This is a genomic window from Burkholderia sp. Ed8, assembly GCF_040761425.1.
Taxonomy (GTDB): domain Bacteria; phylum Pseudomonadota; class Gammaproteobacteria; order Burkholderiales; family Burkholderiaceae; genus Burkholderia; species Burkholderia seminalis.
In genome coordinates this window covers 333,649-357,996 of record NZ_CP142886.1, presented here as the reverse complement: position 1 = coordinate 357,996, position 24,348 = coordinate 333,649, and the positions used below count along the sequence as shown (strand labels likewise).

28 protein-coding genes and 1 tRNA gene are annotated in these 24,348 nt (G+C 67.3%); 15 read left to right on the top strand and 14 right to left on the bottom strand.

Going from position 1 to position 24,348, the window contains the following annotated elements:
* Positions 1-50: 50 nt before the first annotated feature.
* From nadB to radC, 4 genes are all read right to left on the bottom strand, one after another.
* Positions 51-1,637, bottom strand: coding sequence for an L-aspartate oxidase (gene nadB / locus VXM69_RS15590; protein ID WP_034186310.1), 1,587 nt, complete (start codon positions 1,635-1,637; stop codon positions 51-53).
* A gap of 161 nt (positions 1,638-1,798) precedes the next feature.
* The gene (rpmG, locus tag VXM69_RS15585) at positions 1,799-1,966 is read right to left on the bottom strand and encodes a 50S ribosomal protein L33 (RefSeq protein WP_006478046.1); all 168 of its coding nucleotides are present in this window, start codon (positions 1,964-1,966) and stop codon (positions 1,799-1,801) included.
* A 17-nt stretch (positions 1,967-1,983) separates the two neighbouring features.
* Complete coding sequence (rpmB, locus tag VXM69_RS15580; protein ID WP_367189860.1) at positions 1,984-2,217, bottom strand: 50S ribosomal protein L28; 234 nt, start codon at positions 2,215-2,217, stop codon at positions 1,984-1,986.
* A 235-nt stretch (positions 2,218-2,452) separates the two neighbouring features.
* Positions 2,453-3,226 carry a DNA repair protein RadC gene (gene radC / locus VXM69_RS15575; RefSeq protein ID WP_034186309.1) on the bottom strand — a complete coding sequence of 258 codons (774 nt, stop codon included), beginning with the start codon at positions 3,224-3,226 and terminating at the stop codon, positions 2,453-2,455.
* A 136-nt stretch (positions 3,227-3,362) separates the two neighbouring features.
* Between radC and VXM69_RS15570 the strand changes: the two genes are divergently transcribed.
* The 8 genes from VXM69_RS15570 to VXM69_RS15535 all read left to right on the top strand — a co-directional run bounded on the left by VXM69_RS15570 (position 3,363) and on the right by VXM69_RS15535 (position 10,630).
* Positions 3,363-3,818 carry a peptidylprolyl isomerase gene (locus VXM69_RS15570; protein WP_034186308.1) on the top strand — a complete coding sequence of 152 codons (456 nt, stop codon included), beginning with the start codon at positions 3,363-3,365 and terminating at the stop codon, positions 3,816-3,818.
* A gap of 2 nt (positions 3,819-3,820) precedes the next feature.
* On the top strand, positions 3,821-4,801 hold the full coding sequence (gene ispH, locus VXM69_RS15565; RefSeq protein ID WP_034186307.1) for a 4-hydroxy-3-methylbut-2-enyl diphosphate reductase: 981 nt from the start codon (positions 3,821-3,823) through the stop codon (positions 4,799-4,801).
* A gap of 269 nt (positions 4,802-5,070) precedes the next feature.
* Entirely contained in the window at positions 5,071-5,745 is a 675-nt protein-coding gene (locus tag VXM69_RS15560) for a hypothetical protein (protein ID WP_049031336.1), read from the top strand.
* A 211-nt stretch (positions 5,746-5,956) separates the two neighbouring features.
* The gene (locus VXM69_RS15555; protein ID WP_006478051.1) at positions 5,957-6,907 is read left to right on the top strand and encodes a branched-chain amino acid ABC transporter permease; all 951 of its coding nucleotides are present in this window, start codon (positions 5,957-5,959) and stop codon (positions 6,905-6,907) included.
* Positions 6,908-6,925: 18 nt separating this feature from the next.
* Complete coding sequence (locus VXM69_RS15550) at positions 6,926-8,095, top strand: ABC transporter ATP-binding protein (protein WP_034186305.1); 1,170 nt, start codon at positions 6,926-6,928, stop codon at positions 8,093-8,095.
* Positions 8,096-8,119: 24 nt separating this feature from the next.
* Entirely contained in the window at positions 8,120-8,896 is a 777-nt protein-coding gene (locus VXM69_RS15545; RefSeq protein WP_034178806.1) for an ABC transporter ATP-binding protein, read from the top strand.
* Positions 8,896-9,612 (top strand): ABC transporter ATP-binding protein, encoded by a 717-nt coding sequence (locus VXM69_RS15540; RefSeq protein WP_034186304.1) that lies wholly within the window; start codon positions 8,896-8,898, stop codon positions 9,610-9,612. Before VXM69_RS15545 ends, VXM69_RS15540 begins: the two co-directional genes overlap by 1 nt.
* A gap of 346 nt (positions 9,613-9,958) precedes the next feature.
* Positions 9,959-10,630, top strand: a complete 672-nt coding sequence (locus tag VXM69_RS15535) for a DUF2278 family protein (RefSeq protein ID WP_034186303.1) — start codon at positions 9,959-9,961, stop codon at positions 10,628-10,630.
* 21 nt (positions 10,631-10,651) lie between these two features.
* Here VXM69_RS15535 and VXM69_RS15530 read toward each other — a convergent pair whose 3' ends face one another.
* From VXM69_RS15530 to VXM69_RS15520, 3 genes are all read right to left on the bottom strand, one after another.
* Positions 10,652-11,107, bottom strand: coding sequence for a GNAT family acetyltransferase (locus VXM69_RS15530; protein ID WP_034186302.1), 456 nt, complete (start codon positions 11,105-11,107; stop codon positions 10,652-10,654).
* Between the two features lie 13 nt (positions 11,108-11,120).
* Positions 11,121-12,305, bottom strand: coding sequence for an acetylornithine transaminase (locus VXM69_RS15525; protein WP_034186301.1), 1,185 nt, complete (start codon positions 12,303-12,305; stop codon positions 11,121-11,123).
* Between the two features lie 294 nt (positions 12,306-12,599).
* The gene (locus VXM69_RS15520; protein WP_034186300.1) at positions 12,600-13,631 is read right to left on the bottom strand and encodes a CDP-6-deoxy-delta-3,4-glucoseen reductase; all 1,032 of its coding nucleotides are present in this window, start codon (positions 13,629-13,631) and stop codon (positions 12,600-12,602) included.
* A 107-nt stretch (positions 13,632-13,738) separates the two neighbouring features.
* Here VXM69_RS15520 and VXM69_RS15515 point away from each other — a divergent pair, with 107 nt between their 5' ends.
* A complete protein-coding gene (locus VXM69_RS15515) occupies positions 13,739-14,776 on the top strand; it encodes an NAD-dependent epimerase/dehydratase family protein (protein WP_367189859.1) in 1,038 nt (345 codons plus the stop codon).
* Here VXM69_RS15515 and VXM69_RS15510 read toward each other — a convergent pair.
* Complete coding sequence (locus VXM69_RS15510) at positions 14,759-14,947, bottom strand: hypothetical protein (RefSeq protein WP_034186298.1); 189 nt, start codon at positions 14,945-14,947, stop codon at positions 14,759-14,761. The genes VXM69_RS15515 and VXM69_RS15510 overlap by 18 nt on opposite strands.
* A 105-nt stretch (positions 14,948-15,052) precedes the next feature.
* Positions 15,053-15,769, bottom strand: a complete 717-nt coding sequence (locus VXM69_RS15505) for a pseudouridine synthase (protein WP_049032542.1) — start codon at positions 15,767-15,769, stop codon at positions 15,053-15,055.
* 114 nt (positions 15,770-15,883) lie between these two features.
* On the opposite strand from VXM69_RS15505, the gene copC reads away from it, so the two are divergent.
* The 4 genes from copC to VXM69_RS15485 all read left to right on the top strand — a co-directional run bounded on the left by copC (position 15,884) and on the right by VXM69_RS15485 (position 18,870).
* A complete protein-coding gene (gene copC / locus VXM69_RS15500; protein ID WP_034186296.1) occupies positions 15,884-16,258 on the top strand; it encodes a copper homeostasis periplasmic binding protein CopC in 375 nt (124 codons plus the stop codon).
* 65 nt (positions 16,259-16,323) lie between these two features.
* Entirely contained in the window at positions 16,324-16,824 is a 501-nt protein-coding gene (locus VXM69_RS15495; protein ID WP_367189858.1) for a DinB family protein, read from the top strand.
* A 169-nt stretch (positions 16,825-16,993) separates the two neighbouring features.
* Positions 16,994-17,767 (top strand): SDR family oxidoreductase, encoded by a 774-nt coding sequence (locus VXM69_RS15490; RefSeq protein ID WP_034186294.1) that lies wholly within the window; start codon positions 16,994-16,996, stop codon positions 17,765-17,767.
* 167 nt (positions 17,768-17,934) lie between these two features.
* Positions 17,935-18,870: a LysR family transcriptional regulator gene (locus VXM69_RS15485; RefSeq protein WP_200088286.1), complete on the top strand. Its 936-nt coding sequence runs from the start codon at positions 17,935-17,937 to the stop codon at positions 18,868-18,870.
* Between the two features lie 36 nt (positions 18,871-18,906).
* Here VXM69_RS15485 and VXM69_RS15480 read toward each other — a convergent pair whose 3' ends face one another.
* Positions 18,907-19,803 carry a LysR family transcriptional regulator gene (locus tag VXM69_RS15480; RefSeq protein WP_034186292.1) on the bottom strand — a complete coding sequence of 299 codons (897 nt, stop codon included), beginning with the start codon at positions 19,801-19,803 and terminating at the stop codon, positions 18,907-18,909.
* A 106-nt stretch (positions 19,804-19,909) separates the two neighbouring features.
* Between VXM69_RS15480 and VXM69_RS15475 the strand changes: the two genes are divergently transcribed.
* On the top strand, positions 19,910-20,800 hold the full coding sequence (locus VXM69_RS15475; RefSeq protein WP_367189857.1) for an alpha/beta fold hydrolase: 891 nt from the start codon (positions 19,910-19,912) through the stop codon (positions 20,798-20,800).
* 101 nt (positions 20,801-20,901) lie between these two features.
* Here VXM69_RS15475 and VXM69_RS15470 read toward each other — a convergent pair whose 3' ends face one another.
* A complete protein-coding gene (locus tag VXM69_RS15470; protein ID WP_367189856.1) occupies positions 20,902-21,639 on the bottom strand; it encodes an SDR family oxidoreductase in 738 nt (245 codons plus the stop codon).
* Positions 21,640-21,759: 120 nt separating this feature from the next.
* Here VXM69_RS15470 and VXM69_RS15465 point away from each other — a divergent pair, with 120 nt between their 5' ends.
* Positions 21,760-22,662 (top strand): LysR family transcriptional regulator, encoded by a 903-nt coding sequence (locus tag VXM69_RS15465; protein WP_049036359.1) that lies wholly within the window; start codon positions 21,760-21,762, stop codon positions 22,660-22,662.
* Positions 22,663-22,690: 28 nt separating this feature from the next.
* Here the strand turns inward: VXM69_RS15465 and VXM69_RS15460 are convergent, their stop codons facing one another.
* The 3 genes from VXM69_RS15460 to VXM69_RS15450 form a co-directional block, all read right to left on the bottom strand.
* Entirely contained in the window at positions 22,691-22,858 is a 168-nt protein-coding gene (locus VXM69_RS15460; protein ID WP_367189854.1) for a hypothetical protein, read from the bottom strand.
* 151 nt (positions 22,859-23,009) lie between these two features.
* Positions 23,010-23,094 (bottom strand) — tRNA-Leu (locus VXM69_RS15455).
* Between the two features lie 93 nt (positions 23,095-23,187).
* Positions 23,188-24,345, bottom strand: coding sequence for an ABC transporter substrate-binding protein (locus tag VXM69_RS15450; RefSeq protein WP_367189853.1), 1,158 nt, complete (start codon positions 24,343-24,345; stop codon positions 23,188-23,190).
* Positions 24,346-24,348 lie beyond the last annotated feature (3 nt).

Sequence of the window (24,348 nt, the reverse complement as noted above, 5' to 3'; positions counted from 1 at the left end):
GCGGCTTTTTTCGTGGGCGCTCCCCGGCAGTAGCCGGGAAGGGCATACGCTCAGCGGCGCGCGCGCGGCGTGAGCACGCTCGGCAATGCCTTCGGCAGCGTATGCGGCCAGTCGCGGCTGTAGTGCAGCCCGCGGCTTTCGCGGCGCGATTGCGCACTCTTCACGATCAGCGTCGCCACATCGACGAGGTTGCGCAGTTCCAGCAGGTCGCGCGTCACGCGGAAGTTCGCGTAGTACTCGTGGATTTCGTCGCGCAGCAGCGACAGCCGGTGCTTGGCGCGTTCGAGGCGCTTGTCGGTGCGCACGATGCCGACGTAGTTCCACATCAGGCGGCGCAGTTCGTCCCAGTTGTGCGCAACGACGACTTCCTCGTCGGCATCCGACACGCGGCTTTCGTCCCATGCGGGCAGCGTCGCCGGCGTGTCGGCGTCGAAGCCGGCCGCCTCGATTGCTTCGGCGGCCGCACGGCCGATCACCAGACATTCGAGCAGCGAGTTGCTCGCGAGCCGGTTCGCGCCGTGCAACCCGGTGCACGACGTCTCGCCGACCGCATACAGGCCCGCGAGATCGGTGCGTCCGGCGAGATCGGTGACGACGCCGCCGCACGTGTAGTGCGCGGCCGGCACGACGGGAATCGGCTGTTTCGCGATGTCGATGCCGAATTCGAGGCAGCGCGCATGGATCGTCGGGAAGTGTTCGCGCAGGAACGCTTCCGGCTGATGGCTGATGTCGAGATACACGCAGTCGATCCCGCGCTTCTTGATCTCGAAGTCGATCGCGCGTGCGACGATGTCGCGCGGCGCGAGCTCGGCGCGCGGGTCGTGCGCGGGCATGAAGCGCGTGCCGTCGGGCAGTTTCAGCAGGCCGCCTTCGCCGCGCACGGCTTCCGAAATCAGGAACGACTTCGCATACGGATGGAACAGGCAGGTCGGGTGAAACTGGATGAATTCCATGTTCGACACGCGGCAGCCCGCGCGCCACGCCATCGCGATGCCGTCGCCGGTCGCGGTGTCGGGGTTCGTCGTGTACAGGTAGACCTTGCCGGCACCGCCCGTGGCGAGCACGGTGTGCGGCGCCTCGATCGTGATCGTGCGGTCGTTGTCGACGTCGAGCGCATACAGGCCGTGACAGCGGCGGCCGGGCAGGCCGAGCCGGTCCGACGTGATCAGGTCGATCGCGTGGTGGTTCTCGAAGAACGTGATGTTCGGATGCTGGCGCGCGCGCTCGGATAGCGTCGCGAGCACCGCATGGCCGGTCGCGTCGGCCGCGTGGATGATCCGGCGGTGGCTGTGGCCGCCTTCGCGCGTCAGGTGAAAACCGAGTTCGGCCGCGTCGTCCTTCGTGAACGGCACGCCTTGCGAGATCAGCCATTCGATCGCTTCGCGGCCGTGCTCGACGATGTAGCGCGTCGCGCCTTCGTCGCACAGCCCGCCACCGGCGACCAGCGTGTCGTCGACGTGGTTCTCGATACTGTCCGCCGAGTCGAGGACCGCCGCGATACCGCCTTGCGCGTTATCGCTTGCCCCCTCCATCATCGAACGTTTCGCGATCAGCGCGACACGTCGCGTGCTGGCCAGGTTGAGTGCGACCGACAGCCCTGCCAGGCCGCTGCCGACGATCGCCACGTCGAATTTCATGCTGCATCTCCATCGTTTACGCTTTTGATCTTGTGCGTTCCGGCAGCCGTGGCCGCGGAAAGGGAAGAGCATACCGCGTCGGGCCGGAGCGTGCGCGCAAAACAAAAAGCCCCGCAGGAGCGGGGCTTTTCGGTCGCCGTCAGGCTGGCAGAAACCGGAGATTACTTGATCTTGGTTTCTTTGTATTCCACATGCTTGCGGACGACGGGATCGAACTTCTTGATCGCCATCTTTTCCGGCATGTTGCGCTTGTTCTTCGTGGTCGTGTAGAAGTGACCCGTACCAGCGGTGGACTCGAGCTTGATCTTGTCGCGTGCGCCTTTTGCCATGATTGTGCTCCTTGGGCTTAGGCTTCGCCGCGTGCGCGCAGCTCAGCGAGCACGGAATCGATGCCGTTCTTGTCGATCAGGCGCAGGCCGGCGTTCGAAACGCGCAGGCGCACCCAGCGGTTTTCGCTCTCTACCCAGAACCGGCGGTTTTGCAGGTTCGGCAGGAAGCGGCGCTTCGTCTTGTTGTTGGCGTGGGAAACGTTGTTGCCGCTCATCGGCGCTTTCCCAGTTACTTGGCATACGCGTGCCATGAGAGCACTCCTAATACGCTAAATTCGGGGTTCGATCGCCGGTGAAGGTTCCATCGCACCGCCACGTGATCCATGGCTGCACTCAGAACGCCGTAGCCCTTACAGACAAGGCCCTTCGATGGCTAGAACTGGTTGGAAAAAGACAGACGACGATTCTAGCAGAAAAAGTTCAGAAAAATCAAACCTAATTTCGCTTCGTCGTTGCGGCGCCCGGGGCGGGCTGCCGCGGCACAGTCTACAGCCAACCGGCGCGTGCGAACGAAAAAGTGTCGCCGGTGCCGACGACGATGTGGTCGAGCAGCCGCACGTCGACGAGTTCGAGCGCATCTTTCAGCACGCGGGTGAGGCGACGGTCTTCCGCGCTGGGCTGTACGGCGCCCGACGGATGGTTGTGCGCGACGATCAGCGACGCGGCGTTGTGCACCATCGCGCGTCGCACGATCTCGCGCGGATAGACGGCCATCCGCGTGAGCGAGCCGCGCGTGATTTCCTCCATGTCGATCAGGCCGTTGCGCGCGTCGAGGTACACCGCGACGAACACCTCGTGCGGACACGTGCCGATCCTCAGCCGCAGGCAATCCTCGACGGCGCGGGGCGAATCGATCGGCGTGCGCACCTGCGCCTTCTCGTTCAGCACGCGCCGGGCGATCTCGATGATCGCGGCCAGCCGCGCGGCACGCGCGGGGCCGATGCCGGGGTGCGCCTCGAAATCGTCGGTGCTCGCTTCGAGCAGCCCGCGCAACGTCCTGAACCGATCGACCAGTGCGCGGGCGGTGATGAAGACATCGTGCCCGGGCTTGCCCGTGCCGAGCAGCAGCGCGATCAGTTCGTCGTCGGTCAGCGCGGCCGGCCCGCGCTCCAGCAAGCGCTCGCGCGGTCGCTCGGGCCGCCAGTCGGCCGGGCGGCGCTTGCGCCGGCGAATCGGGATGACGCGGCCGGGCGGATCGGCCGGTGCATCGGCATTGTCCCGGCATTCGGCCGGCGGCAGGGCGAGGCAGGGTGACAGCATGCTTGGAACTCCATTGGCGGCAGGGTGGTGTGCGCGACGTCGTCGCACTTTCCGCCTTGCTCGCTCAGGTGACTTACAATATTGACTTTGCGCCGGGCCATTCGGCCGTATCGGGCGCCGACTGAACGAGTAATTCATGAGCCTCATCGATCTATCCGAAGTGAAGCCCGGTTCCCACGTCACGTTGCATTACCGGCTGGCACTGGCCGACGGCGCCGACATCGTCAACACCTTCTCCGACAAGCCGGCCACGCTGCTGCTGGGCGCGGGGCAACTGGCGCCCTCGCTCGAACAGATTCTGCTCGGGCTCCGGGTGGGCGACCACTCGACTTTTCAGCTAGCCCCGGAACAGGGGTTCGGTCCCCGCAATCCCGACATGCTCCAGCGCGTGACGCTGTCGACGTTGCGCGAGAACGGGATGGTCGGCGACGATTTCACGCCGGGCGAACTGATCGAGTTCAACGCACCGGACGGCGGCCGGTACGCAGGGGTGCTGAAGGAGGTCGGCGAGACCTCGGCGCTGTTCGACTTCAATCATCCGCTCGCGGGCCAGGCGCTCACGTTCGAAGTGAAAATCATCGGAATCCTGTAATCATGAGCAACACCGATACGCTGTCCGGGCAAACCGTTGCCGCCGATGCCGAAATCCTGCTGGCCCAGCCGCGCGGGTTCTGCGCGGGTGTCGACCGCGCGATCGAGATCGTCGAGCGTGCGATCGCGATGCACGGTGCGCCGATCTATGTCCGTCACGAAATCGTCCACAACAAGTACGTGGTCGAGGATCTGAAGAAGAAAGGCGCGATCTTCGTCGAGGAACTCGAGGAAGTGCCGGCCGGCAACACCGTGATCTTCAGTGCGCACGGCGTGTCGAAGGCCGTGCGCGACGAGGCCGACGTGCGCGGGCTGCGCATTTACGACGCAACCTGCCCGCTCGTCACGAAGGTGCACGTCGAAGTGGCGAAGATGCGCCAGGATGGCGTCGACATCGTCATGATCGGGCACAAGGGCCACCCGGAAGTCGAAGGCACGATGGGGCAGGTCGAGCGCGGCATGCATCTCGTCGAGAGCGTCGAGGACGTGCAGAAGCTCGAACTCGCCGATCCCGAGCGCATCGCGCTCGTCACGCAGACGACGCTGTCCGTCGACGACGCCGCGGAGATCATCGGCGCGCTGAAGGCGAAGTATCCGAAGATCCGCGAGCCGAAGAAGCAGGACATCTGCTATGCGACGCAGAACCGCCAGGACGCGGTGAAGTTCATGGCGCCGCAGTGCGACGTCGTGATCGTCGTCGGGAGCCCCAACAGCTCGAATTCGAGCCGCCTGCGCGAAGTGGCCGAGAAGCGCGGCGTGGCCGCGTACATGGTCGATGCACCCGACCAGATCGATCCGGCATGGGTCGCCGGCAAGCGCCGTATCGGCGTGACGGCCGGCGCGTCGGCGCCGGAAGTGCTCGCCCAGGCCGTGATCGCGCGGCTGCGCGAGCTCGGCGTGCGCAATGTCCGCGCGCTCGACGGCATCGAGGAAAACGTGTCGTTTCCGCTGCCGCGCGGGTTGAACCTGCCGCCTGCCGCCTGATTGCCGCATTGCACCCGCGGAACACCGAAGCGCGCCTCCCGGCGCGCTTTTTTTGGTGCCTCGAAATCACAATCGCAACCAATATTCGCAAGCATGGTGCAACCCGGTTGCGCCCGATGTTTCCAGCCGTCTCTCAAAATTGGTTGCAATGCAGGAAAACCCCATCGAATCAGGATTATTGGCGTCCTATAAATGGAGTTACAATGCGCCCGTTTTCAAGCCGGAATGGCTTTGAAATCGGGTTTTGGCAAGGCGCGGGAGACCATTCGATGCATGTGAAGTTGGCTTACGCCGAGTCCGCCGCCGCACCGGTTGCAATGCTTGCCGGATGCAGCAAAAAGAGCGGCGACAGGGCGGGCAGGAAGGCTGCGGCGTTCGCGGCGCCGCCGGCCAGCGGCGCGTGCGTCGCCGGACCCGGTCGTGCGGCGCCATCGGCGTGCCGTATCGCGCAATTGGGTAACGACAAGGAATACGGGGCACGTTTGACGATTGACGAAATCAACGCGCTTGGCGTGACGAACGCTCCGGCAGCGGGCATGCCGGTCGTGTCGCGGCAAGCCGCCGGTCGCGGCGCGACGGTGACCGGTCGCGCCGCTCGACGGATGCCGGCCGCTCGCGCCGCCGCGGGCAGCGCGCAGATGTCGCCGGCCCCCCTTCATTTCAATTCGATGAAACAGCGTGCCGCCACGACCGATCCGGTCATGGCGCGCGGTCTGGTTCGTACGATGGATTCCGACGCAGTCCTGACGAATGTCGGGTGCGGCGGCCGCCATGTCCTGACGGGCGGCGCGGCGCGGAATCCGATCCGTCCGGGGGCGGCGCTTGCGTCGCGCCGGACGGGCCAAGGCACGGATGCCGGGAAACCGGACGAAGGCCGTCTCGGCATGCTGCCCCACGACTTCAAGGAGGCCACGAACACCGTCCTCGACGTCGTGACGATTTAGCGACGGGACTCATGACGGCACCGGAACAGTGCGGTGCCGTTTTTGTATCCGCCCCGGCGGCAGGTCCGGCCGTACAGGCCGGGCGGCGCGCGCCGGGACGATCCACCCTTACCGGTATCGACTAGTACCCGCAGTGTCGCCGAGAAGGCGCGATTCCTCGCTTACCCGCGGGGCGCAACGTCCTCCGGCAGCACGGGCCAAGGAGCTTTAAATGGATATTTTCGTCCAGCAGGTTCTCAACGGGCTGGTGCTCGGCAGTGTCTACGCCATCATCGCGTTGGGCTACACGATGGTGTACGGCATTCTCGGCATCATCAACTTCGCGCACGGCGACGTGCTGATGATCGGCGCGATGGTCGCGCTGTCGGCCATCACCGTGCTGCAGAACCATTTTCCCGGACTCGGCAACGTCGCGACGCTGACGATCGGCCTGGGCATCGCCGCGGTCGTCTGCGCGTTCGTCGGCTTCACGATCGAGCGCGTCGCGTACCGGCCGCTGCGCCGCGCGCCGCGCCTCGCGCCGCTGATCACCGCGATCGGCGTGTCGATCCTGCTGCAGACGGCGGCGATGATCATCTGGTCGCGCAACCCGCTGCCGTTCCCGCAATTGCTGCCGACCGATCCGATCAACGTGATCAAGGCCACCGACACGACGCCGGGCGCCGTGATCTCCGTGACTGAAATCGTGATCATCGCGGTCGCGTTCATCGTGATGGGCGGCCTGCTGCTGCTCGTGCACAAGACCAAGCTCGGCCGCGCGATGCGCGCGATCGCCGAAAGCCCGAATACGGCCAGCCTGATGGGCGTGAACCCGAACTTCGTGATCTCCGCGACGTTCATGATCGGCTCCGCGCTCGCCGCGCTGGCCGGCGTGATGATCGCCTCCGAATACGGCAACGTGCACTTCTACATGGGCTTCATCCCCGGCATGAAGGCGTTCACCGCCGCGGTGCTCGGCGGGATCGGCAACCTCGGCGGCGCGATGGTCGGCGGCGTGCTGCTCGGCCTGATCGAGCAGCTCGGGGCCGGCTACATCGGCAACCTCACGGGCGGCGTATTCGGCAGCAACTACCAGGACGTGTTCGCCTTCGTCGTGCTGATCATCGTGCTGGTGTTCCGTCCGTCGGGCCTGCTGGGCGAACGGGTCGCGGATCGCGCGTAACGGAAGGGAGCAAACAACATGACATCCATTCAACCGATCGAATCCTCGACGTCGCTCGTCGAAGAGCGCAACACCGCCAAGACCATCGTCATCGGCCTGCTGACCGCCGTCCTCGTGATCGCGGCGCCGATCGTGATCGGCTCGGCCGGCGGCAACTACTGGGTCCGCGTGCTCGACTTCGCGATGCTGTACGTGATGCTCGCGCTGGGCCTGAACGTGGTGGTCGGCTTCGCCGGCCTGCTCGACCTCGGCTACATCGCGTTCTACGCGGTGGGCGCATACACGGCGGCATTGCTGAGCTCGCCGCACCTGACCTCGCAGTTCGAGTGGATCGCGGCGCTCGCGCCGAACGGCCTGCACGTGCCGTTCCTGATCATCGTGCCGATCGCGATGGCGCTGGCGGCGACCTTCGGGATCCTGCTCGGCGCGCCGACGCTGCGCCTGCGCGGCGACTACCTGGCGATCGTGACGCTCGGCTTCGGTGAAATCGTCCGGATCTTCATGAACAACCTCGACCGTCCGGTGAACATCACCAACGGCCCGAAGGGGATCACGGGCATCGATCCGGTGCATGTCGGCGGCTTCAACCTGTCGCAGACGCACTCGCTGTTCGGCCTGCAGCTGCCGTCGGTCTACATGTACTACTACCTGTTCGTGCTGTGCTCGCTGCTGGTGATCTGGGTCTGTACGCGCCTGCAGCACTCGCGCATCGGCCGTGCGTGGGCAGCGATCCGCGAAGACGAGATCGCGGCGAAGGCGATGGGCATCAACACCCGTAACGTGAAGCTGCTCGCGTTCGCGATGGGCGCGTCGTTCGGCGGCCTGTCGGGCGCGATGTTCGGCTCGTTCCAGGGCTTCGTGTCGCCGGAATCGTTCACGTTCTGGGAATCGATCGTGGTGCTCGCCTGCGTGGTGCTCGGCGGCATGGGCCACATCCCCGGCGTGATCCTGGGTGCGGTGCTGCTCGCGATCTTCCCGGAATTCCTGCGCTCGACGATGAGCCCGCTGCAGCATGCGTTGTTCGGCCACGACATCGTCGATACGGAAGTGATCCGTCAGGCGCTGTACGGCCTCGCGATGGTCGTCATCATGCTGTACCGCTCGGAAGGCCTGTGGCCCGCGCCGAAGCACGAGGACAAGATCGCGAAACTGGCGAAGCGCAACAGCAAGAAGCCGGTGCGCGCTTAATCGACGGACACAGGGGATATACACATGAGCGACAAGCAAATCCGACTGTCCGTGCAGGGCGTGAACAAACGCTTCGGCGGCCTGCAGGCACTGTCAGACGTCGGCCTGCAGATCAAGGAAGGCGAGATCTACGGCCTGATCGGCCCGAACGGCGCCGGCAAGACGACGTTCTTCAACGTGATCACGGGCCTCTACACGCCGGATTCCGGCGACTTCAAGCTGGACGGCCAGAACTACACGCCGACGGCCGTGCACCAGGTGGCCAAGGCCGGCATCGCGCGCACGTTCCAGAACATCCGCCTGTTCGGCGGCATGACGGCGCTCGAGAACGTGATGGTGGGCCGCCACGTGCGCACCAAGCACGGGCTGCTCGGCGCGGTGTTCCAGACGCCGGCCGAGCGCCAGGAAGAGCGCGAGATCAAGGAACGCGCGATCGAGCTGCTCGAGTACGTCGGCGTGCTGCAGTACGCGGACTACACGTCGCGCAACCTGTCGTACGGCCACCAGCGCCGTCTCGAGATCGCGCGCGCGCTGGCCACCGATCCGAAGCTGCTCGCGCTCGACGAGCCGGCGGCCGGGATGAACGCGACCGAGAAGGTCGAACTCACGCGCCTGCTCGACAAGATCCGCTCGGACGGCCGCACGATCCTGCTGATCGAGCACGACGTGAAGCTCGTGATGGGGCTGTGCAACCGGATGACGGTGCTCGATTACGGCAAGGTGATCGCCGAGGGTCTGCCGCAGGACGTGCAGAAGAATCCGAAGGTGATTGAGGCATATCTCGGCGCAGGGGTGCACTGATGGCAGCGGCAATGTTGAAAATCAAGGGCTTGCAGGTCAACTACGGCGGCATCCAGGCCGTCAAGGGCGTTGACATGGAAGTCCGTCAGGGCGAGCTCGTGACGCTGATCGGCGCGAACGGCGCGGGCAAGACCACGACGATGAAGGCGATCACGGGCCTGAAGCCGTACTCGGCGGGCGACATCGAGTACGACGGCAAGTCGATCAAGGGCATTCCGCCGCACGAGCTGCTCAAGCGCGGCCTCGCGATGGTGCCGGAAGGCCGCGGGATCTTCGCGCGGATGTCGATCATCGAGAACATGCAGATGGGCGCGTACCTGCGCAACGACACCGAGCAGATCAAGAAGGACGTCGACCGGATGTTCGGCTTCTTCCCGCGGCTGAAGGAGCGTGCGTCGCAGCTCGCGGGCACGCTGTCGGGCGGCGAGCAGCAGATGCTGGCGATGTCGCGCGCGATCCTGAGCAAGCCGAAGCTGCTGCTGCTCGACGAGCCGTCGATGGGTCTGTCGCCGATTATGGTCGAGAAGATCTTCGAAGTGGTGCGCGAGATCTCGAAGGAGGGCATCACGGTGCTGCTCGTCGAGCAGAACGCGCGCCTCGCGCTGCAGGCGGCCGACCGCGGCTACGTGATGGATTCGGGCACGGTCACGATGGAAGGCGACGCGAAGCAGATGCTCGACGATCCGAAGGTGCGCGCCGCGTATCTGGGCGAGTAAGCGAGAGAAGGCGCAGGCCCGGTGACGCGCGGCGGCAGATGCCGCGTGCGTTGTGCCAGGGCTGTCGAAAGGCTGTCACGGGATGCCGTGACAGCCTTTTTTCATGCTGTGCGATTCGTGCCGAACTGTGTGCGCGGACGCGACTCCATTCGACTGGTGCGGTGCGCATGCGGCGCGGGCATGATGGAGCGCAGCCGGTCGCCTGCAATCAGTCGCCTGCAATCGGTCGCCCGCAGCCGGTCGCCTGCAATCGGTCGCCCGCAGCCGGTCGCCCGCAGCCGGTCGCCCGCAAACCGACACACGGGCCGCGTAGCATCGACGGTCCATCCGAACACGGAGAGCACGCATGAGTCTGGACTACGGTTTCGTGAAGGCGAAGGTGACATCGGTGGCGAAGCTGAAGGGCTCGCCGCACGGCAGCGAGATCCAGTATCACATCCACCTGACGCTGGCGCTGCCGTCGGGCGACTGGGATGTCGCGATCAACGTCGGCACCAGCGATGCGGACGACCTGTTGAACTACAAGCTCGTCTACGATTTCCACCATCCCGTCACCGAGACGCTCGCGGCCGCGGCCGAAGGCTACACCGACCTCACGGGGCAGGCCGCGCTGCCGGCACTGGACTACCTGCGCAGCGACATCCTGAACGAGACGGGTGCGTGGCGCGCGAGTGCGGTGATGGACGGCACCGAGAATCCGGAGCCGATTCCGTCGCTGCTGCGGCTCGTGAACGCCGCGCAGTCACAGGGCCTCGACGTCGTCGTGTTCGGCCGTACCTATAAGGAAGGCAACGGCATTCACGACACGCACATGAACCAGGGCTCGACGGGCTCGAACTATCTGCATCGCGCGGGCGACGACCATAACGACCACAACGACGTGTGGCAGGACGGCGCACTGATCGTGCGCGTGAGCGCGTCGCAGTGGGCCGCGTATTTCGCGGCGTTCGAGCAGCAGGCCGTGCCGACCGACGCGCTCGGCAATCCGCTGCCGGGCGCGGGGCCGATCACGCGCTGAGAGGGGCCGCTGCCGCCGGCATCACGCCGCCGGCAGCGTCTTGCCGAACGAGATGCGCTCCTCGACGCGATAACCGAGCGCCGCATAGAAGCGGCACGCGTCGTCGTTGCCGGGCAGCACCTGCAGGTTGATCTTCAGGCAGCCGCGCGCGGCGAGCGCGCGTTCCGCATGCGCGATCAGCGCGCGGCCGACGCCGAGCCGGCGCACGTCGTTCGCGACGCCGAACGAGTAGAGCCAGCCGCGATGTCCGTCGAAACCCGCCATCAGCGTGCCGACGACGCGCGCGCCGCTGGTCGCGACGAAGAACAGCTCCGGCTGCGTCGCGAGCTTCAGCGCGATCGATCGCAGCGGATCGCGGTGCGGCGGCGCATCGGCTTCGTCGTATTGCGGGAACGCGTCGCGCCATACCGCGAGCACGGCATCGGTATCGGCGCGGTCGAACGGGCGGATTGCGACAGCATCGGCGGCGGCATCCATCGCGGCGGTCTCCTTAGAGCGTGTCGAGGATCGACCGCAGCATCGCCATCATCTGGTCGATTTCGTCGGTCGTCACGTTCAGGGCGGGCATGAAGCGCAGCAGGTTCGGCCGCGCGGCGTTCAGCAGCAGGCCGTCGGGCTGCATGTCGCGCGCCTTCTCGACGATCTGCGGGCCGATGTCCTTGCCGAGCAGCAGCGCGCGCAGCAGGCCTTCGCCGCGTTCGCCTTCGAAGCCGCGCTCCTCCGACAGCTCGAGCAGCTTGCGCTTCAGGTATTCGCCGCGGGCGCGCACGCCTTCGAGGAAGCCGGGCGCGACGAGCTGCGAGATCACCGAGTAGCCGGCCGCCGTCATCAGCGGGTTGCCGTTGTAGGTGCCGCCCTGGTCGCCGGCCTCGAACACCGCGACATCGGCCTTCGACAGCAGCGCCGCGAGCGGCACGCCGCTGCCGATGCCCTTGCCGAGCGTCATGATGTCCGGTTCGATGCCGGCGAGTTCGTACGCGAACAGCGTGCCCGCACGGCCGCAGCCGCTTTGTACTTCGTCGACGATCAGCAGCAGGTTGTGCTGCTTCGTCAGCGCACGCAGCGCCTGCATGAATTCGCGCGTCGCCGGAATCACGCCGCCTTCGCCCTGGATCGGTTCGAGCATCACGGCGACGGTCTTGTCGGTGATCAGCTTCTCGACCGAGTTGATGTTGTTCAGCTCGGCCTTCGGGAAACCCGGCACCTGCGGCGCGTAGATCGTGTCCCAGCCGGGCTTGCCGCTCGCCGACATCGTCGCGAGCGTGCGGCCGTGGAAGCTGTGGTCGAACGTGATGATCTCGTACGCGCCGTTGCGGAACTTGCGGCCCCACTTGCGCGCGAGCTTGATCGCGCCTTCGTTCGCTTCCGCGCCGCTGTTCGTGAAGAACACCTTGTCGAACACGCTGTGCTGCGTGAGCAGGCCCGCGAGCTTCGCCATCGGTTCGTTGTAGAACGCCGGCGACGGGTTCAGCAGTTTTTCGGCCTGCGTCTTCAGCGCTTCGACGACACCGTCGTTGCAGTGGCCGAGGCTGTTGACGGCCCAGCCCTGGATGAAGTCCAGATAGCGCTTGCCCGTGTGATCGTAGAGCCACGAACCCTTGCCGTGGGTAAACACGATGTCGGGGCGGTTCGTGATGTACATCAGCGAGTCGATCGGAAAATCGTTCAGGGGCATGGCAGCAGACTCCAGCGGACGTTGAAAGGGAAACAGGCAATAAAAAAGCCACGGAAGGCCGTGGCTGGTGGGTTCGAACAGCTTGTGCGTAACCGGTGAAGCGGTGTGGGTTACGCGCGAGTCCGTGACGAGCCGGCGGCATCCGGGCGGAGCGGCGAGCGGCGACGTCGAAGGGTGGACAGGAAGCAGTTCATGTGCGCAAGCATAAGGCATCCCGCGCCTCACTGTAAACCGCCGCGATGCCGCGAATGTGACATCGCGGCGTGCGGCGCGGGACGCGGGCGGGCCCGCCGCTCAGACCGGATGCGCGAGGTCGGCGGCGCTCGTGAACGAGTCCGCGTAGAACTCGTCGGCCGGCAGCGCGTGGTGCTGCGTGAAGTCGCGCTGCGCGGATTCGACCATGACCGGCGCTCCGCACGCATACACCTGGTAGCCCGACAGATCAGGCAGGTCCTCGATCACCGCGCGATGGACGAAGCCCGTGCGGCCGGTCCATTGATCGCCGGCGTCCGGCTCGGAGAGCACCGGCACGTACTTGAAGTTCGGGATCTCGCGTGCCCACTGCTCGGCGAGTTCGTCGAGGTAGATGTCCTTCTTGCGGCGGGCTCCCCAGTAGAGCGTCATCGGGCGCGTGATGCCCGAGTGCTTCACATGCTCGATGATCGCCTTGATCGGCGCGAAGCCCGTGCCAGACGCGAGCAGCACGATCGGCTTGTCGGAGTCCTCGCGCAGGAAGAACGTGCCGAGCGGGCCTTCGAAGCGCAGGATGTCGCGCTCCTTCATCGCGCCGAACACGTGGTCGGTGAACTTGCCGCCCGGCATGTGGCGGATGTGCAGCTCGATCGGGCCTTCCTCGTGCGGCGCGTTCGCCATCGAGTAGCTGCGGCGCGAGCCGTCCTTCAGGATGAACTCGACGTACTGGCCCGCGAGGTACTGGAGGCGCTCGTTGGCGGGCAGCTGCAGCTTCACGACCATCACGTCGTCGGCCTTGCGTTCGAGCGCGGCGATCCGGCACGGCAGCTTCTTGACCTGCACGCCGTCGACGCCGGCGATTTCACGCACGTCGATTTCGAGATCGCACTGGGCCTTCGAGCAGCACAGCAGCGCGAGGCCGCGCGTGCGTTCGTCGTTCGACAGCGCCGACGCGGCGTGCGGGCCCTGTTCGATCTGGCCCGACACGATCTGGCCCTTGCAGGAGCCGCATGCGCCGTTCTTGCAGCCGTACGGCAGATGGACGTTCTGGCGCAGCGCGGCAGCCAGCACGGTTTCGTCCGACTCGACCTGGAATTGCCGGCCGCTTTGCTTGAGAGTGACGTTGAATGCCATAGAACCAAACTAGAACAAAATGGGGGGACCGTGCATGTCGCGCACGGCAGCTACAATGCAAGACCGTTGCGCGTCGCGCAACGGCCGCTACTGATTTCGCAACCAACATGATCGCGACACGAATCCTGCGCCGGCCGCGCGCACTGATCGTCGGCTGCGGCGACGTCGGCATGCGCTGCGTCGCGCAATGGCGCGACACGCGCCGCAACCTGCGGATCTTCGCGCTGACGAGCCACCCGGCCCGCCGCGACGAACTGCGGGCCGCGGGCGCGACGCCGATCGTCGGCGACCTCGATCGCCGGGCGACGCTCGGCCGCCTCGCGGGTCTCGCTCGCACGATTCTGCATCTCGCACCGCCGCAGGCCGACGGCCGTGACGACCGGCGCACGCGTGCGCTGATCGCCGCAACGTCCATGCCCGCGCGTCGGCCAGCGACCCCGCCGGCACCGGCGGTCGGCCGGCTCCGAACGCTGCGCACCGCTGCACGGCAGGCCGGCGCACCCGTTCGGGGAGCGCGTATTGTACCCGACGGCCTTCGCGCGCCGAGGCTCGTCTACGCGAGCACGACGGGCGTATACGGCGACTGCGGCGGCGCGCGCATCGACGAAACGCAGCCGTTGCGCCCCGCGAATCCGCGCGCGTTCCGACGCGTGTCGGCCGAGCGGCAACTGCGTGCGGCGACGGTGCGCGGCGTGCTGTCCGCGCGCATCGTGCGCATTCCCGGCATCTACGCGGCGAACCGCCTGCCGGTCGGCCGGCTCGAGCGCGGCACGCCGGCGCTCGAGCCGGCCGACGACGTCTACACGAACCACATCCACGCGGATGATCTCGCGGCGATCCTGCGCCGCGCGGCCGAGCGCGGCAGGCCGGCGCGCGCCGTGCACGCGTCGGACGACAGCGAACTGCGGATGGGGGAGTATTTCGACCGGGTCGCGCGGGTGCTCGGCCTGCCGAGGCCGCCGCGCGTCAGCCGCGCGGACGCCGAACGCCAGCTCGAACCGACGCTGCTGTCGTTCATGCGGGAGTCGCGACGCCTGTCCAACGCACGGCTCAAGGCCGAATTGTGCGTGACGTTGCGCTATCCGACCGTAGACGATTTCCTTCAAACGCTCGCGCCGGGCAGCGCCTCAGGTCAGCGCCGGTAACGCCTCGATCAGCAGGAAGCACAGCAGCGCCCCGATCAGTGCGCCAATCAGGTTCGGATGATATTTGTGCTTCATGTGCATCATGGCCAGCAGGCCGCCGATCACGATGACACCGATGACCGCGAACGCGATCATCACCGACGACAGTTCGAAAGAATGGTTGAGGTTCATGATGTCTCCCCTGCATCGCTGCTCGTGCAGCTTGTGATTTCAGTATAGCGGGGGAACCTGCGGCCCAGACGCGGCCGGGCACCGAACGGTCGTGCGGATTTTCCCTTACAGGGTTTTGACGGGATTGCGCAGCGCTGAAAGGTCGGCGTCGTCGAGCCACCGCCACGCGCCCGGCGCGAGATCGTCCGGCAGCGTGAAGCCGCCGATGCTTTCGCGGTGCAGCAATTCGACGCGATTGCTCGCCGCCGCCACCATGCGCTTGACCTGGTGGTATTTGCCTTCGAGGACGGTCAGCGCGAGCGCGTGCGTGTCGCGCGCGTCGGCGGCGACGGCCGCGATCGGCTTCGGCTCGCCGTGCAGCTGCACGCCGCCGCGCAGCGCGTTCAACTGCGCGTCGTCGAGCGGGTGGCGCACGGTCGCGACGTAGGTCTTCGGCACCTTGCGCTTCGGCGACGTGTACGCATGCACGAACTGGCCGTCGTCGGACAGCAGCAGCAGGCCGGTCGTGTCCTGGTCGAGGCGGCCGACGCACTGCACGCCGCGCGCGACGAGCGGCGCGGGCAGCAGGCTGAACACGCTCGCGTGGTGCTGCGGATCGCGCGAGCATTCGTAGCCGGCGGGCTTGTTGAGCGCGAGATACGCGCGTTCGTGGAACGGCCACGCCGTATCGTCGACCTCGAATACGAGGCCGTCGGTATCGAAGGTGGCGTCCGGATCGGTCGCGGCCGTGCCCGCGACGGCGACGCGGCCCGCTTCGATCAGGCCGCGGCACTGGCGGCGCGAGCCGAAGCCCTGGGTGTAGAGAATGCTTTCGAGATCCATAGCGCGCGCATTCTATCAAGCGGCGGCGGATGACCGGCATGAACGCGCCTGCGCTGGTAAGCTGCCGGAACGCCGCGCGGGGTGCGGCACCCGTTCATGCTTCACGGAAAGTCCATGCGTTTCGATTCATTCCCGTTCGGTCGCCAGGCGGCCGCCGTCATCGTTGCCGCCACCGTCTCGTCGGCTGCTTTCGCGCACGCGCATCTCGCGAAGAGCGATCCGGCGGCGGGCGCGGCGGTGGCGACCGCGCCGGCTGCCGTCACGATCGACTTCACCGAGCCGCTGGAGCCGGCATTCAGCTCGATCGTCGTCGTCGACGGCGGCGGCAAGACGGTGTCGGACGGCCGTGCGCGCATCGACGCGTCGAACCGCAAGCGGATGACGGTGCCGCTCGCGGCAGTCGGCGCCGGTGCCTATACGGTGAAATGGGTGGCCGTCGCGACCGACGGGCACCGCACGCAGGGCGCGTACGGCTTCAGCGTGAAGTGACGCAACGGCGGCGGCAGGCCCGTGCCAGGGTTGTCGTCGCCCTTATCCGACAGGGAGTTTCCCGCATGAATCCGACGACGCTCGATGCACTCGCCGATTTCCCCCGTCAACTCGAAGCGCATTTCGCGGCCGTGCCCGACGGCTATGCGCGCTGGACACCCGACGACTGGGCCGGGATTCCGAGCGAGCATTTCTCGCCACTCGGGCAGCTCTGCCACGTGCGCGACATCGAGATCGACGGCTATCAGGTGCGGTTGCGGCGGATGCTCGACGAAGACCGGCCGCTGCTCATGTCGCTCGACGGCGACGCGCTCGCGATCGAGCGCCGCTACACCGATGCGTACGCGTCGGGCGTGCTCGCGGCGATCCGCGACGCGCGACGCGAAACGCTGGAGCTGCTGTCGCGCCTCACGCCCGAGCAGTTCGAGCGCACCGGCGAGTTCGAAGGCTACGGTCCGTTGACCGTGCGCGGGCTCGTCCACTACCTGTGCAGCCACGACCAGCAGCATCTGGCCGGCATGCAGTGGCTGCTCGGCAAGATCGACGCGGCGCTTTACGCGCGCTGAAGCGCCGGCCTTGGCAAGCATGATCCGGTGCCGCCGTCGGTACGGCAGACCACGGATTTGCGTCCGGATTGGATCGGTTTTCTGGATAATCCATCCAGCCGCGACCGGCTGACCCGCGCGTGGCACGTGCCTACACTCCTAGCTTCGCTCATCGAAAAAGGAGTCAACCGTGGCAACTCATACGCTCGCAGACAAGGTCGTCCTGATCGCAGGCGGCGCGAAGAATCTCGGCGGCCTGATCGCCCGGGATCTGGCCGGCCACGGCGCGAAGGCGGTGGCGATTCACTACAACAGCGCGGCGTCGCAGGCCCAGGCCGAGGAAACGGCCGCCGCCGTGCGCGCGGCCGGCGCGGAAGCCGCGACGTTCCAGGGCGACCTGACGACGGCCGCCGCGGTCGAGAAGCTGTTCGACGACGCGAAGCAGCGCTTCGGCAAGATCGACATCGCGATCAACACGGTCGGCAAGGTGCTGAAGAAGCCGTTCACCGAGATCAGCGAGGCCGAGTACGACGAGATGTTCGCGGTCAACAGCAAGTCCGCGTTCTTCTTCATCAAGGAAGCCGGGCGGCATCTCGAGGATCACGGCAAGCTCGTCACGCTCGTGACGTCGCTGCTCGGCGCGTTCACGCCGTTCTATGCGGCGTACGAAGGGTCGAAGGCGCCGGTCGAGCACTTCACGCGCGCGGCGTCGAAGGAATACGGCGCCCGCGGGATCTCGGTGACGGCCGTCGGGCCGGGCCCGATGGATACGCCGTTCTTCTATCCGGCCGAGGGCGCCGACGCGGTCGCGTATCACAAGACGGCGGCCGCGCTGTCGCCGTTCAGCAAGACCGGCCTGACCGACATCGAGGACGTCGTGCCGTTCATCCGCCATCTCGTCACCGACGGCTGGTGGATCACGGGCCAGACGATCCTGATCAACGGCGGGTACACCACGAAGTAACGGGGCCGTTCACGCGCCGCGCGGCGCACCGCAATGGCGCGTTTGCGTGGACAATGAATGGGCGTGCAGCCGCGAGGCCGCGCGCCCGTTTTCGTTGTGCCGCCGGACCGTGCCGCGATGGGCGGCGGCTGGCGGCGACCGCCGTCCGAACCTACGTTCCCCCGCCGATGGACAAGCTGGATCAGGTCAGAATCTTCCTGCAGGTTGCCGAAATGGGCAGCTTCATCAAGGCCGCGCACGCGCTCGACGTGCCGCGCGCAACCGTGTCGGCGGCCGTCCAGCAGCTCGAGACGGGGCTCGGCACGCGCCTCCTGCATCGCACGACGCGCCAGGTGCAGCTCACCGCCGACGGCGCGCTGCTGCTCGAGCGCGGCCGGCGCCTGCTCGCGGAGGCCGACGAACTCGACCGCCTGTTCCGCCGCCGCGACCGCGACGTCGTCGGACGGCTGAACGTCGACGTGCCGAGCCGGATCGCGCGCCGCGTCGTGGCGCCCGCGCTGCCGTCGCTGTTCCGCCGCTACCCGAAGCTGCAACTGTCGCTCGGCTCGACCGACCGCTCGATCGACCTCGTGCAGGAGGGCGTCGACTGCGCGATCCGCGTCGGGCGGCTCGCGGACAGCAGCCTCGTCGTGCGGCCGCTCGGGCAGTTCACGCTGATCAACTGCGCGAGTCCCGACTACCTGCGCGAATGCGGCGTGCCCGAGCATCCGGATGCGCTCGCGCACGGGCACTGGGCGATCGGTTATGCGTCGCCGACGACGGGGCGCGAGCTCGGATGGGAGTACTGCGTCGACGGGCAGACGCACATGCTGACGCTGCCGAGCCGCGTGATCGTCAACAATGCGGAAACCTACATCGCCGGCTGCATTGCCGGCATGGGGCTGATCCAGATTCCGCGGTTCGACGTCGAGCATCTGCTGGAAAACGGCGCGCTCGTCGACGTGATGCCCGGCCACCGCGCCGCGCCGATGGACGTGTCGGCCGTGTATCCGCATCGCCGGCATCGGTCGCGCCGGCTCAATGCGTTCGTCGAGTGGTTCGGCGAGTTGATGACGGATGCGCTGACGGGGACGGCGGTGGGGCCGGGCACGGAAGGCGACTGACGGCAGCCGGGTGGCGCGGCCGCCGTCGCGCATGTTTCAGCCGTCCGGTGCCGCGAATCGCCTGTCGCGCCCGGCATCCCGCACCGCGTCGATCAATGCCGCGCCTGGGCCGTCGGGCTTCGCGGCAAACGCATAGAAGCGCGCGGCCGGCAGCGCGGGCAGCCCGTCCCGCGGCCCGCATTCGCGCAGGCCGTCGCGCAGCTGGCTGCGTGCAAGCGCGGTGACCGCGAAGCCGGCGAGCGCGGCCGACACGCAGCCGGCCATGCTGCTGCTCTCGAACCGTACGCGGAACGGCCGCAGCGCGGCGGCGAGCGCCGCGACGGCCGCTTCGCGATAGACGCACGGCTGCGGAAACAGCGCGAGCGGCACTTCGCCGTCCGCGTCGAGCGCGCGATCCGACGCGTAGGCCCACACGAGCGGTTCTTCCCACAGCAGTTCGCCCGGTGTATCGACCTGCCGGCACTGCTTGCCGAATACGACGTCGAGCCGGCCGAGCGTCTGTTCGCGCAGCAGCGACGCGGTGATCCCGACCTTCAGCTCGATCGACGTGCGCGGGTAGCGGTCGCGGAACGCGCGCAGCACCTGCGGCAGCCACGCCCCGGCAAAGTCCTCCGACGCGCCGATGCGCAGCGGCCCGTGCGCCGGCGCGCCGCGCAGCCGGGCGCGCACTTCGCGCTCCATGTCGACGATGTTGCGCGCGTAGGCGTACAGCGTGTCGCCGGCCGGCGTGAGCGCGACGCGCCGCGTCGTGCGCGCCAGCAGCACGGTGCCGGCCGCCTGTTCGAGCCGCTTGATGTGGCCGCTGACGGCCGACGGAGTGAGCGCGAGGCGGTCGGCGGCCGGTGCGAACCCGCGGCTGTCGACGACTTCGAGGAAGGTACGCAGCAGCGTGATGTCGAGCGCGGTCGATGCAGGATCGGTCAGCGGTTCCATCGGTCGATTCAACGTGGAATTCAATGAATGAATCATGATACTCCGTGAATCGTGATGAAATGCCGGCCTACCATCGTGCGCTCAGGCTGGCCCAACGGAGTACACGATGACGACCTATATGCATGCGACGACCGCGTCGCTCGATATTGCCTATCTCGAATGGAATCCGCGCGGCGAGCGCGTGGCCGTGCTGCTGCACGGCTGGCCGGACAGCCCCGTCGGCTGGGCCGCGGTGGCCGAGACGCTTGCCGCGCGCGGCTACCGCGTGCTGGCACCCGCGCTGCGCGGCTTCGCGCCGACGCGCTTTCGCGACGCATCCGTGCCGCGCAGCGGCCAGCTCGCGGCGCTCGGGCGCGACCTGCTCGAATTCGTCGATGCGCTCGGCGTCGCGCGGCCCGTGCTGGTCGGGCACGACTGGGGCGCACGCGCGGTCGCGAACGCGTGCGGGCTGCGCGACGGCGCCGCGTCGCATCTGGTGATGCTGTCGGTCGGGTACGGCACCAACGATCCACGCCAGCCGCTGTCGCTGCAGCAGGCGCGCAACTACTGGTATCACTGGTTCATGGCGACGCCGCGCGGCGAGCAGGCGCTGCGCGACGATCGCCGCGCGTTTGCCCGCCTGATGTGGGACACGTGGTCGTCGGCCGGCTGGTATCGCGACGGCGATTTCGAGGCGGCGGCGGCCGCGTTCGACGGTCCCGACTGGATCGACGTCGTGCTGCATTCGTACCGGCATCGCTGGGGCTTCGCACCGGGTACGCCGGCTTATGCCGACGACGATGCGCGGCTGAACCCGGCGCCCGTGCTGTCGCTGCCGGCCCTCGTGTTGCACGGCGGCGCGGACACCTGCAACCATCCGGACAGCTCAGCCGGGCGCGAACGGTTCTTCGCCGGCCGCTACGAGCGGCAGATCCTGGACTCGGTCGGACACTTTCCGCAGCGCGAGGCGCCGGCGGCCGTCGCGGACTCGATCCTGCGGTTCTGCGAGCGCGATTGACGCGCTGAGCAGGCCGAAGCCGCTGGACGCACCGGTGACGAGGACAACTTGCTTCATGGTCGATCTCTTGGCGGAAAGATGAGGCGGCTCCGAGCGGTTCGTCAGCACATGCCGCCGTTGGCGCGCAGGATCTGGCCGTTGATCCACGCGCCCTCCGGGCCGGCGAGGAACGCGACGACGCGCGCGATGTCGTCAGGCTGGCCGAGCCGCTCGAGCGGGTTCAGCTTCGCGAGCCGATCGACCAGTTCGGGGCTCTTGCCCTGCAGGAACAGTTCGGTCGCCACCGGCCCCGGCGCGACGGCATTCACACGGATGCCGCGCCCGCGCATTTCCTGCGCGAGCACCTGCGTGAGGCTTTCGACCGCCGCCTTGCTGGCGACGTACACGCCGTAAGTCGGCATGCGCATGCCGATCACGCTGGTCGACAGGTTGATGATGGAGCCACCGTCGCGCACGCGTCTTGCCGCTTCGCGGCATACGTTGAACGTGCCTTTCACGTTGATGGCCATCGTTTCGTCGAAGAGCGCGTCGTCGCAGTCGGCGATCGCCGCCAGCTTCATCACGCCCGCGGAATTGACCACCACGTCGAGGCCGCCGCATACCTCGCGGGCGGCGTCGAACAGTGCGGCCACGGCCGCCGGGTCGGCGACGTTCGCCTGCACCGCGATGGCCTGGCCACCGTCGGCGACGATCGCGTCGACCACTTCGCGGGCCGGCCCGGCGCTGCCGGCATAGCTGACGACGACCCGGAAGCCGTCTCGCGCGAGTGCGCGGGCGATTTCAGCACCGATGCCACGCGACGAACCCGTGACGAGGGCGACCTGTTCCGATGTGCTCATGTCCTGCTCCTGATGAGGGTGGAATGCCGTTCGATCCGGCGACAGGATTGACTGTAGGCTTCCTCGATCAATAAAAATAATGAATAATGATCAGTCAATAAATGACTAAAAGTATGTCTGATGAGATTCGACAGCAGGCTGCTCAGCGGTATCGGCGTGCTCTCCGCGGTGATCGAGGCCGGCACCTTCGCGCGGGCGGGCGAGGCGATGGGGCTGACGCAACCGGCGGTGAGTCGTGCGGTCGCCCGGCTGGAAGAACGGGTCGGCATCCGGATCTTCAACCGGACGGCACGCGCGATCACGTTGACCGACGAAGGGCGACGCTTTTACGAGGCGGTCGCGCCGCTGCTGGCCGGCATCGAGGAGGCGGCGCTCGACGCCGGCCAGTCGAAGGCGCGCGTGAAGGGGCGGCTGCGCGTGAACGTGGACGGCACGTTCGGCCACTACGTGCTCGCGCCGCGGATGGCGGCATTCCTCGACCGCTTTCCCGACCTCGAGGTCGAGATCAGCGCGCGGGACCGAATGGGCGACCTCGTCGCCGACGGCTTCGATGTGGCAGTGCGCTTCGGCATCCCGGAGCCGTCGTCATATCGTGCGCGACTGCTGCTCGAGACGCGCGTGTTGACCTGCGCGTCGGCCGCATACGTCGCGCGGCATGGCGAACCGCGGCACCCTCGCGATCTCGCGGACGGTCACCAGTGCGTGCTGATCCGCGATCCGGTGACGGGGCGACCGTACGAATGGGAATTTCATCGAGGCAAGGAAGTCGTGCCGGTCGACGCCGCCGGCCGGCTGACGGTGAACGATACCGGCGGGCTGCTCGGCGCGTGCCTGGGCGGCGTCGGCATCGCGCAACTGCTCGAACTCTATGCGCGCGACGTCCTTGCCGAAGGGCGATTGGTCCAGTTGCTGCCGGAATGGGCGGACGAGACGTTCCCGCTTTATGCGTATCACCATGCGTCGAACCTGGTCGCCGCGAAAGTGCGGGTGTTTCTCGATTTCGTCCGCGAATTGATGGCCTGAGCACGTCGGGCGGCAGGACGCCATCGGTTCATTCGGTGCGATGCGGAATGTCGTCCGGGAACGGGTAGGGCGCATGCGGCCCCGGCCAGTCGGGCACCGGCGGTTCGCGAAGCAGGTTGCATCCGCCCAGCATGATCGACAGCAGGGCGACGAGCACGCCGACGCGGGTCGGGAGTGAAATCACACGCTTGGACATGGCTTGCCTCCGTGCCGCGTTCCCTGATGCTTGGACTGTCGGGGGCGGGGGCGCGTTGCGGCGCGCATCGCATGCGGGCAAAAACAAAAAACCCGCGAAGCGGCGAGCTTGCGCGGGTTTCGAGTGCGCAGCGAATGACGCTGCGAAAGACTGGTGCCCAGGGCCGGAATCGAACCGGCACGCCTTGCGGCGGGGGATTTTGAGTCCCCTGCGTCTACCAATTTCACCACCTGGGCTTGTTCGTGGCCGCGCAGGCGAGTGCGCGGCGAAACGCGGATTATGTCGGAAATCCGGATGCCGGGCAAGCCACCCCGGCATCCGGGCGCCAGTCACTGGCTCAGGTAGACGAACCGGCCTTGCTTCACGATCCCCATCACGCTCGCGCGCTGATCGAGCCCCACGTGATCCTTGTCGCTCGTGTTGACGACGCCGTTCGGCACGACGAGTTCGTGCGCGCGTTCGAGCTCGTGCCGCAGCGCGGCGCGGAACGCGGGCGTGCCGGGTTGCGCCGCCTTCAGCGCGCGGCCGACCGCGTCGGCGAGGCGCGGGTAGACGCCCGCCGCGTCGCCCGCGAACTGCGTGACCGTGCCGGCGCCGTACTTCGCCTCGTACGCGTCGACGAACGCGAGCGCGGCCTTGCGGGCCGGATGGTCGGCCGGCAGCGTGCGCGCGACGACCACCGGCTGGGTCGGGAACAGCGTGCCGTCGACGTCCTTGCCGCCGAGCTTGATGAATTCCGGCGTCGCGATCCCGTGCGTCTGGTAAATCGGGCCCTTGTAGCCGCGCTCGATCAGCGTGCGCTGCGGCAGCACGGCCGGCGTGCCCGAGCCCGCGATCAGGATCGCGTCGGGTTTCGCCGCGATCAGCTTCAGCGCCTGGCCGGTGACGCTCGCGTCGGTGCGGTTGAAGCGCTCGGTCGCGACGACGCGGATCTTGCGGAGATCGGCGAAGCGCGTGAACTCGCTCAGCCAGCTGTCGCCGTAGCTGTCCGCGAAGCCGATGAAGCCGACCGTCTTCACGCCGTGGTTCGCCATGTAGCGCGTCATCACGTCGGCCATCGCCCGGTCGCCTTGGGCCATCTTGAACGCCCAGGTGCGCGCGCCTTCCTGCGGCTCGACGATCGCGCCGGAGCCGACCAGCGTGATCATCGGCGTCTGCGCGGCCGCGACCGCGTCGAGCGCCGCGAGCGCGGCCGGCGTGATGTTCGGCCCGACCACGACGTCGACGTGATCCTCGTCGACCAGCTTGCGGATGTTGCGCACCGCGGCGCCCGGATCGGATGCGTCGTCGAGCACCGTCACCTGCACCGGCTGACCAGCGATCGTCTTCGGCCACATCAGGATCGCGTTCTTGCTGGTGATGCCGATCGCGGCGGCCGGGCCGGTCGACGACAGGTCGACGCCGACCTTCAGGTCGGCATGCGCGGCCGCGCAGGCCAGGACGAGGGCGGCGCCGGCGGCGCGGCGCAACAGGGCGGGAAGCGTCATGCG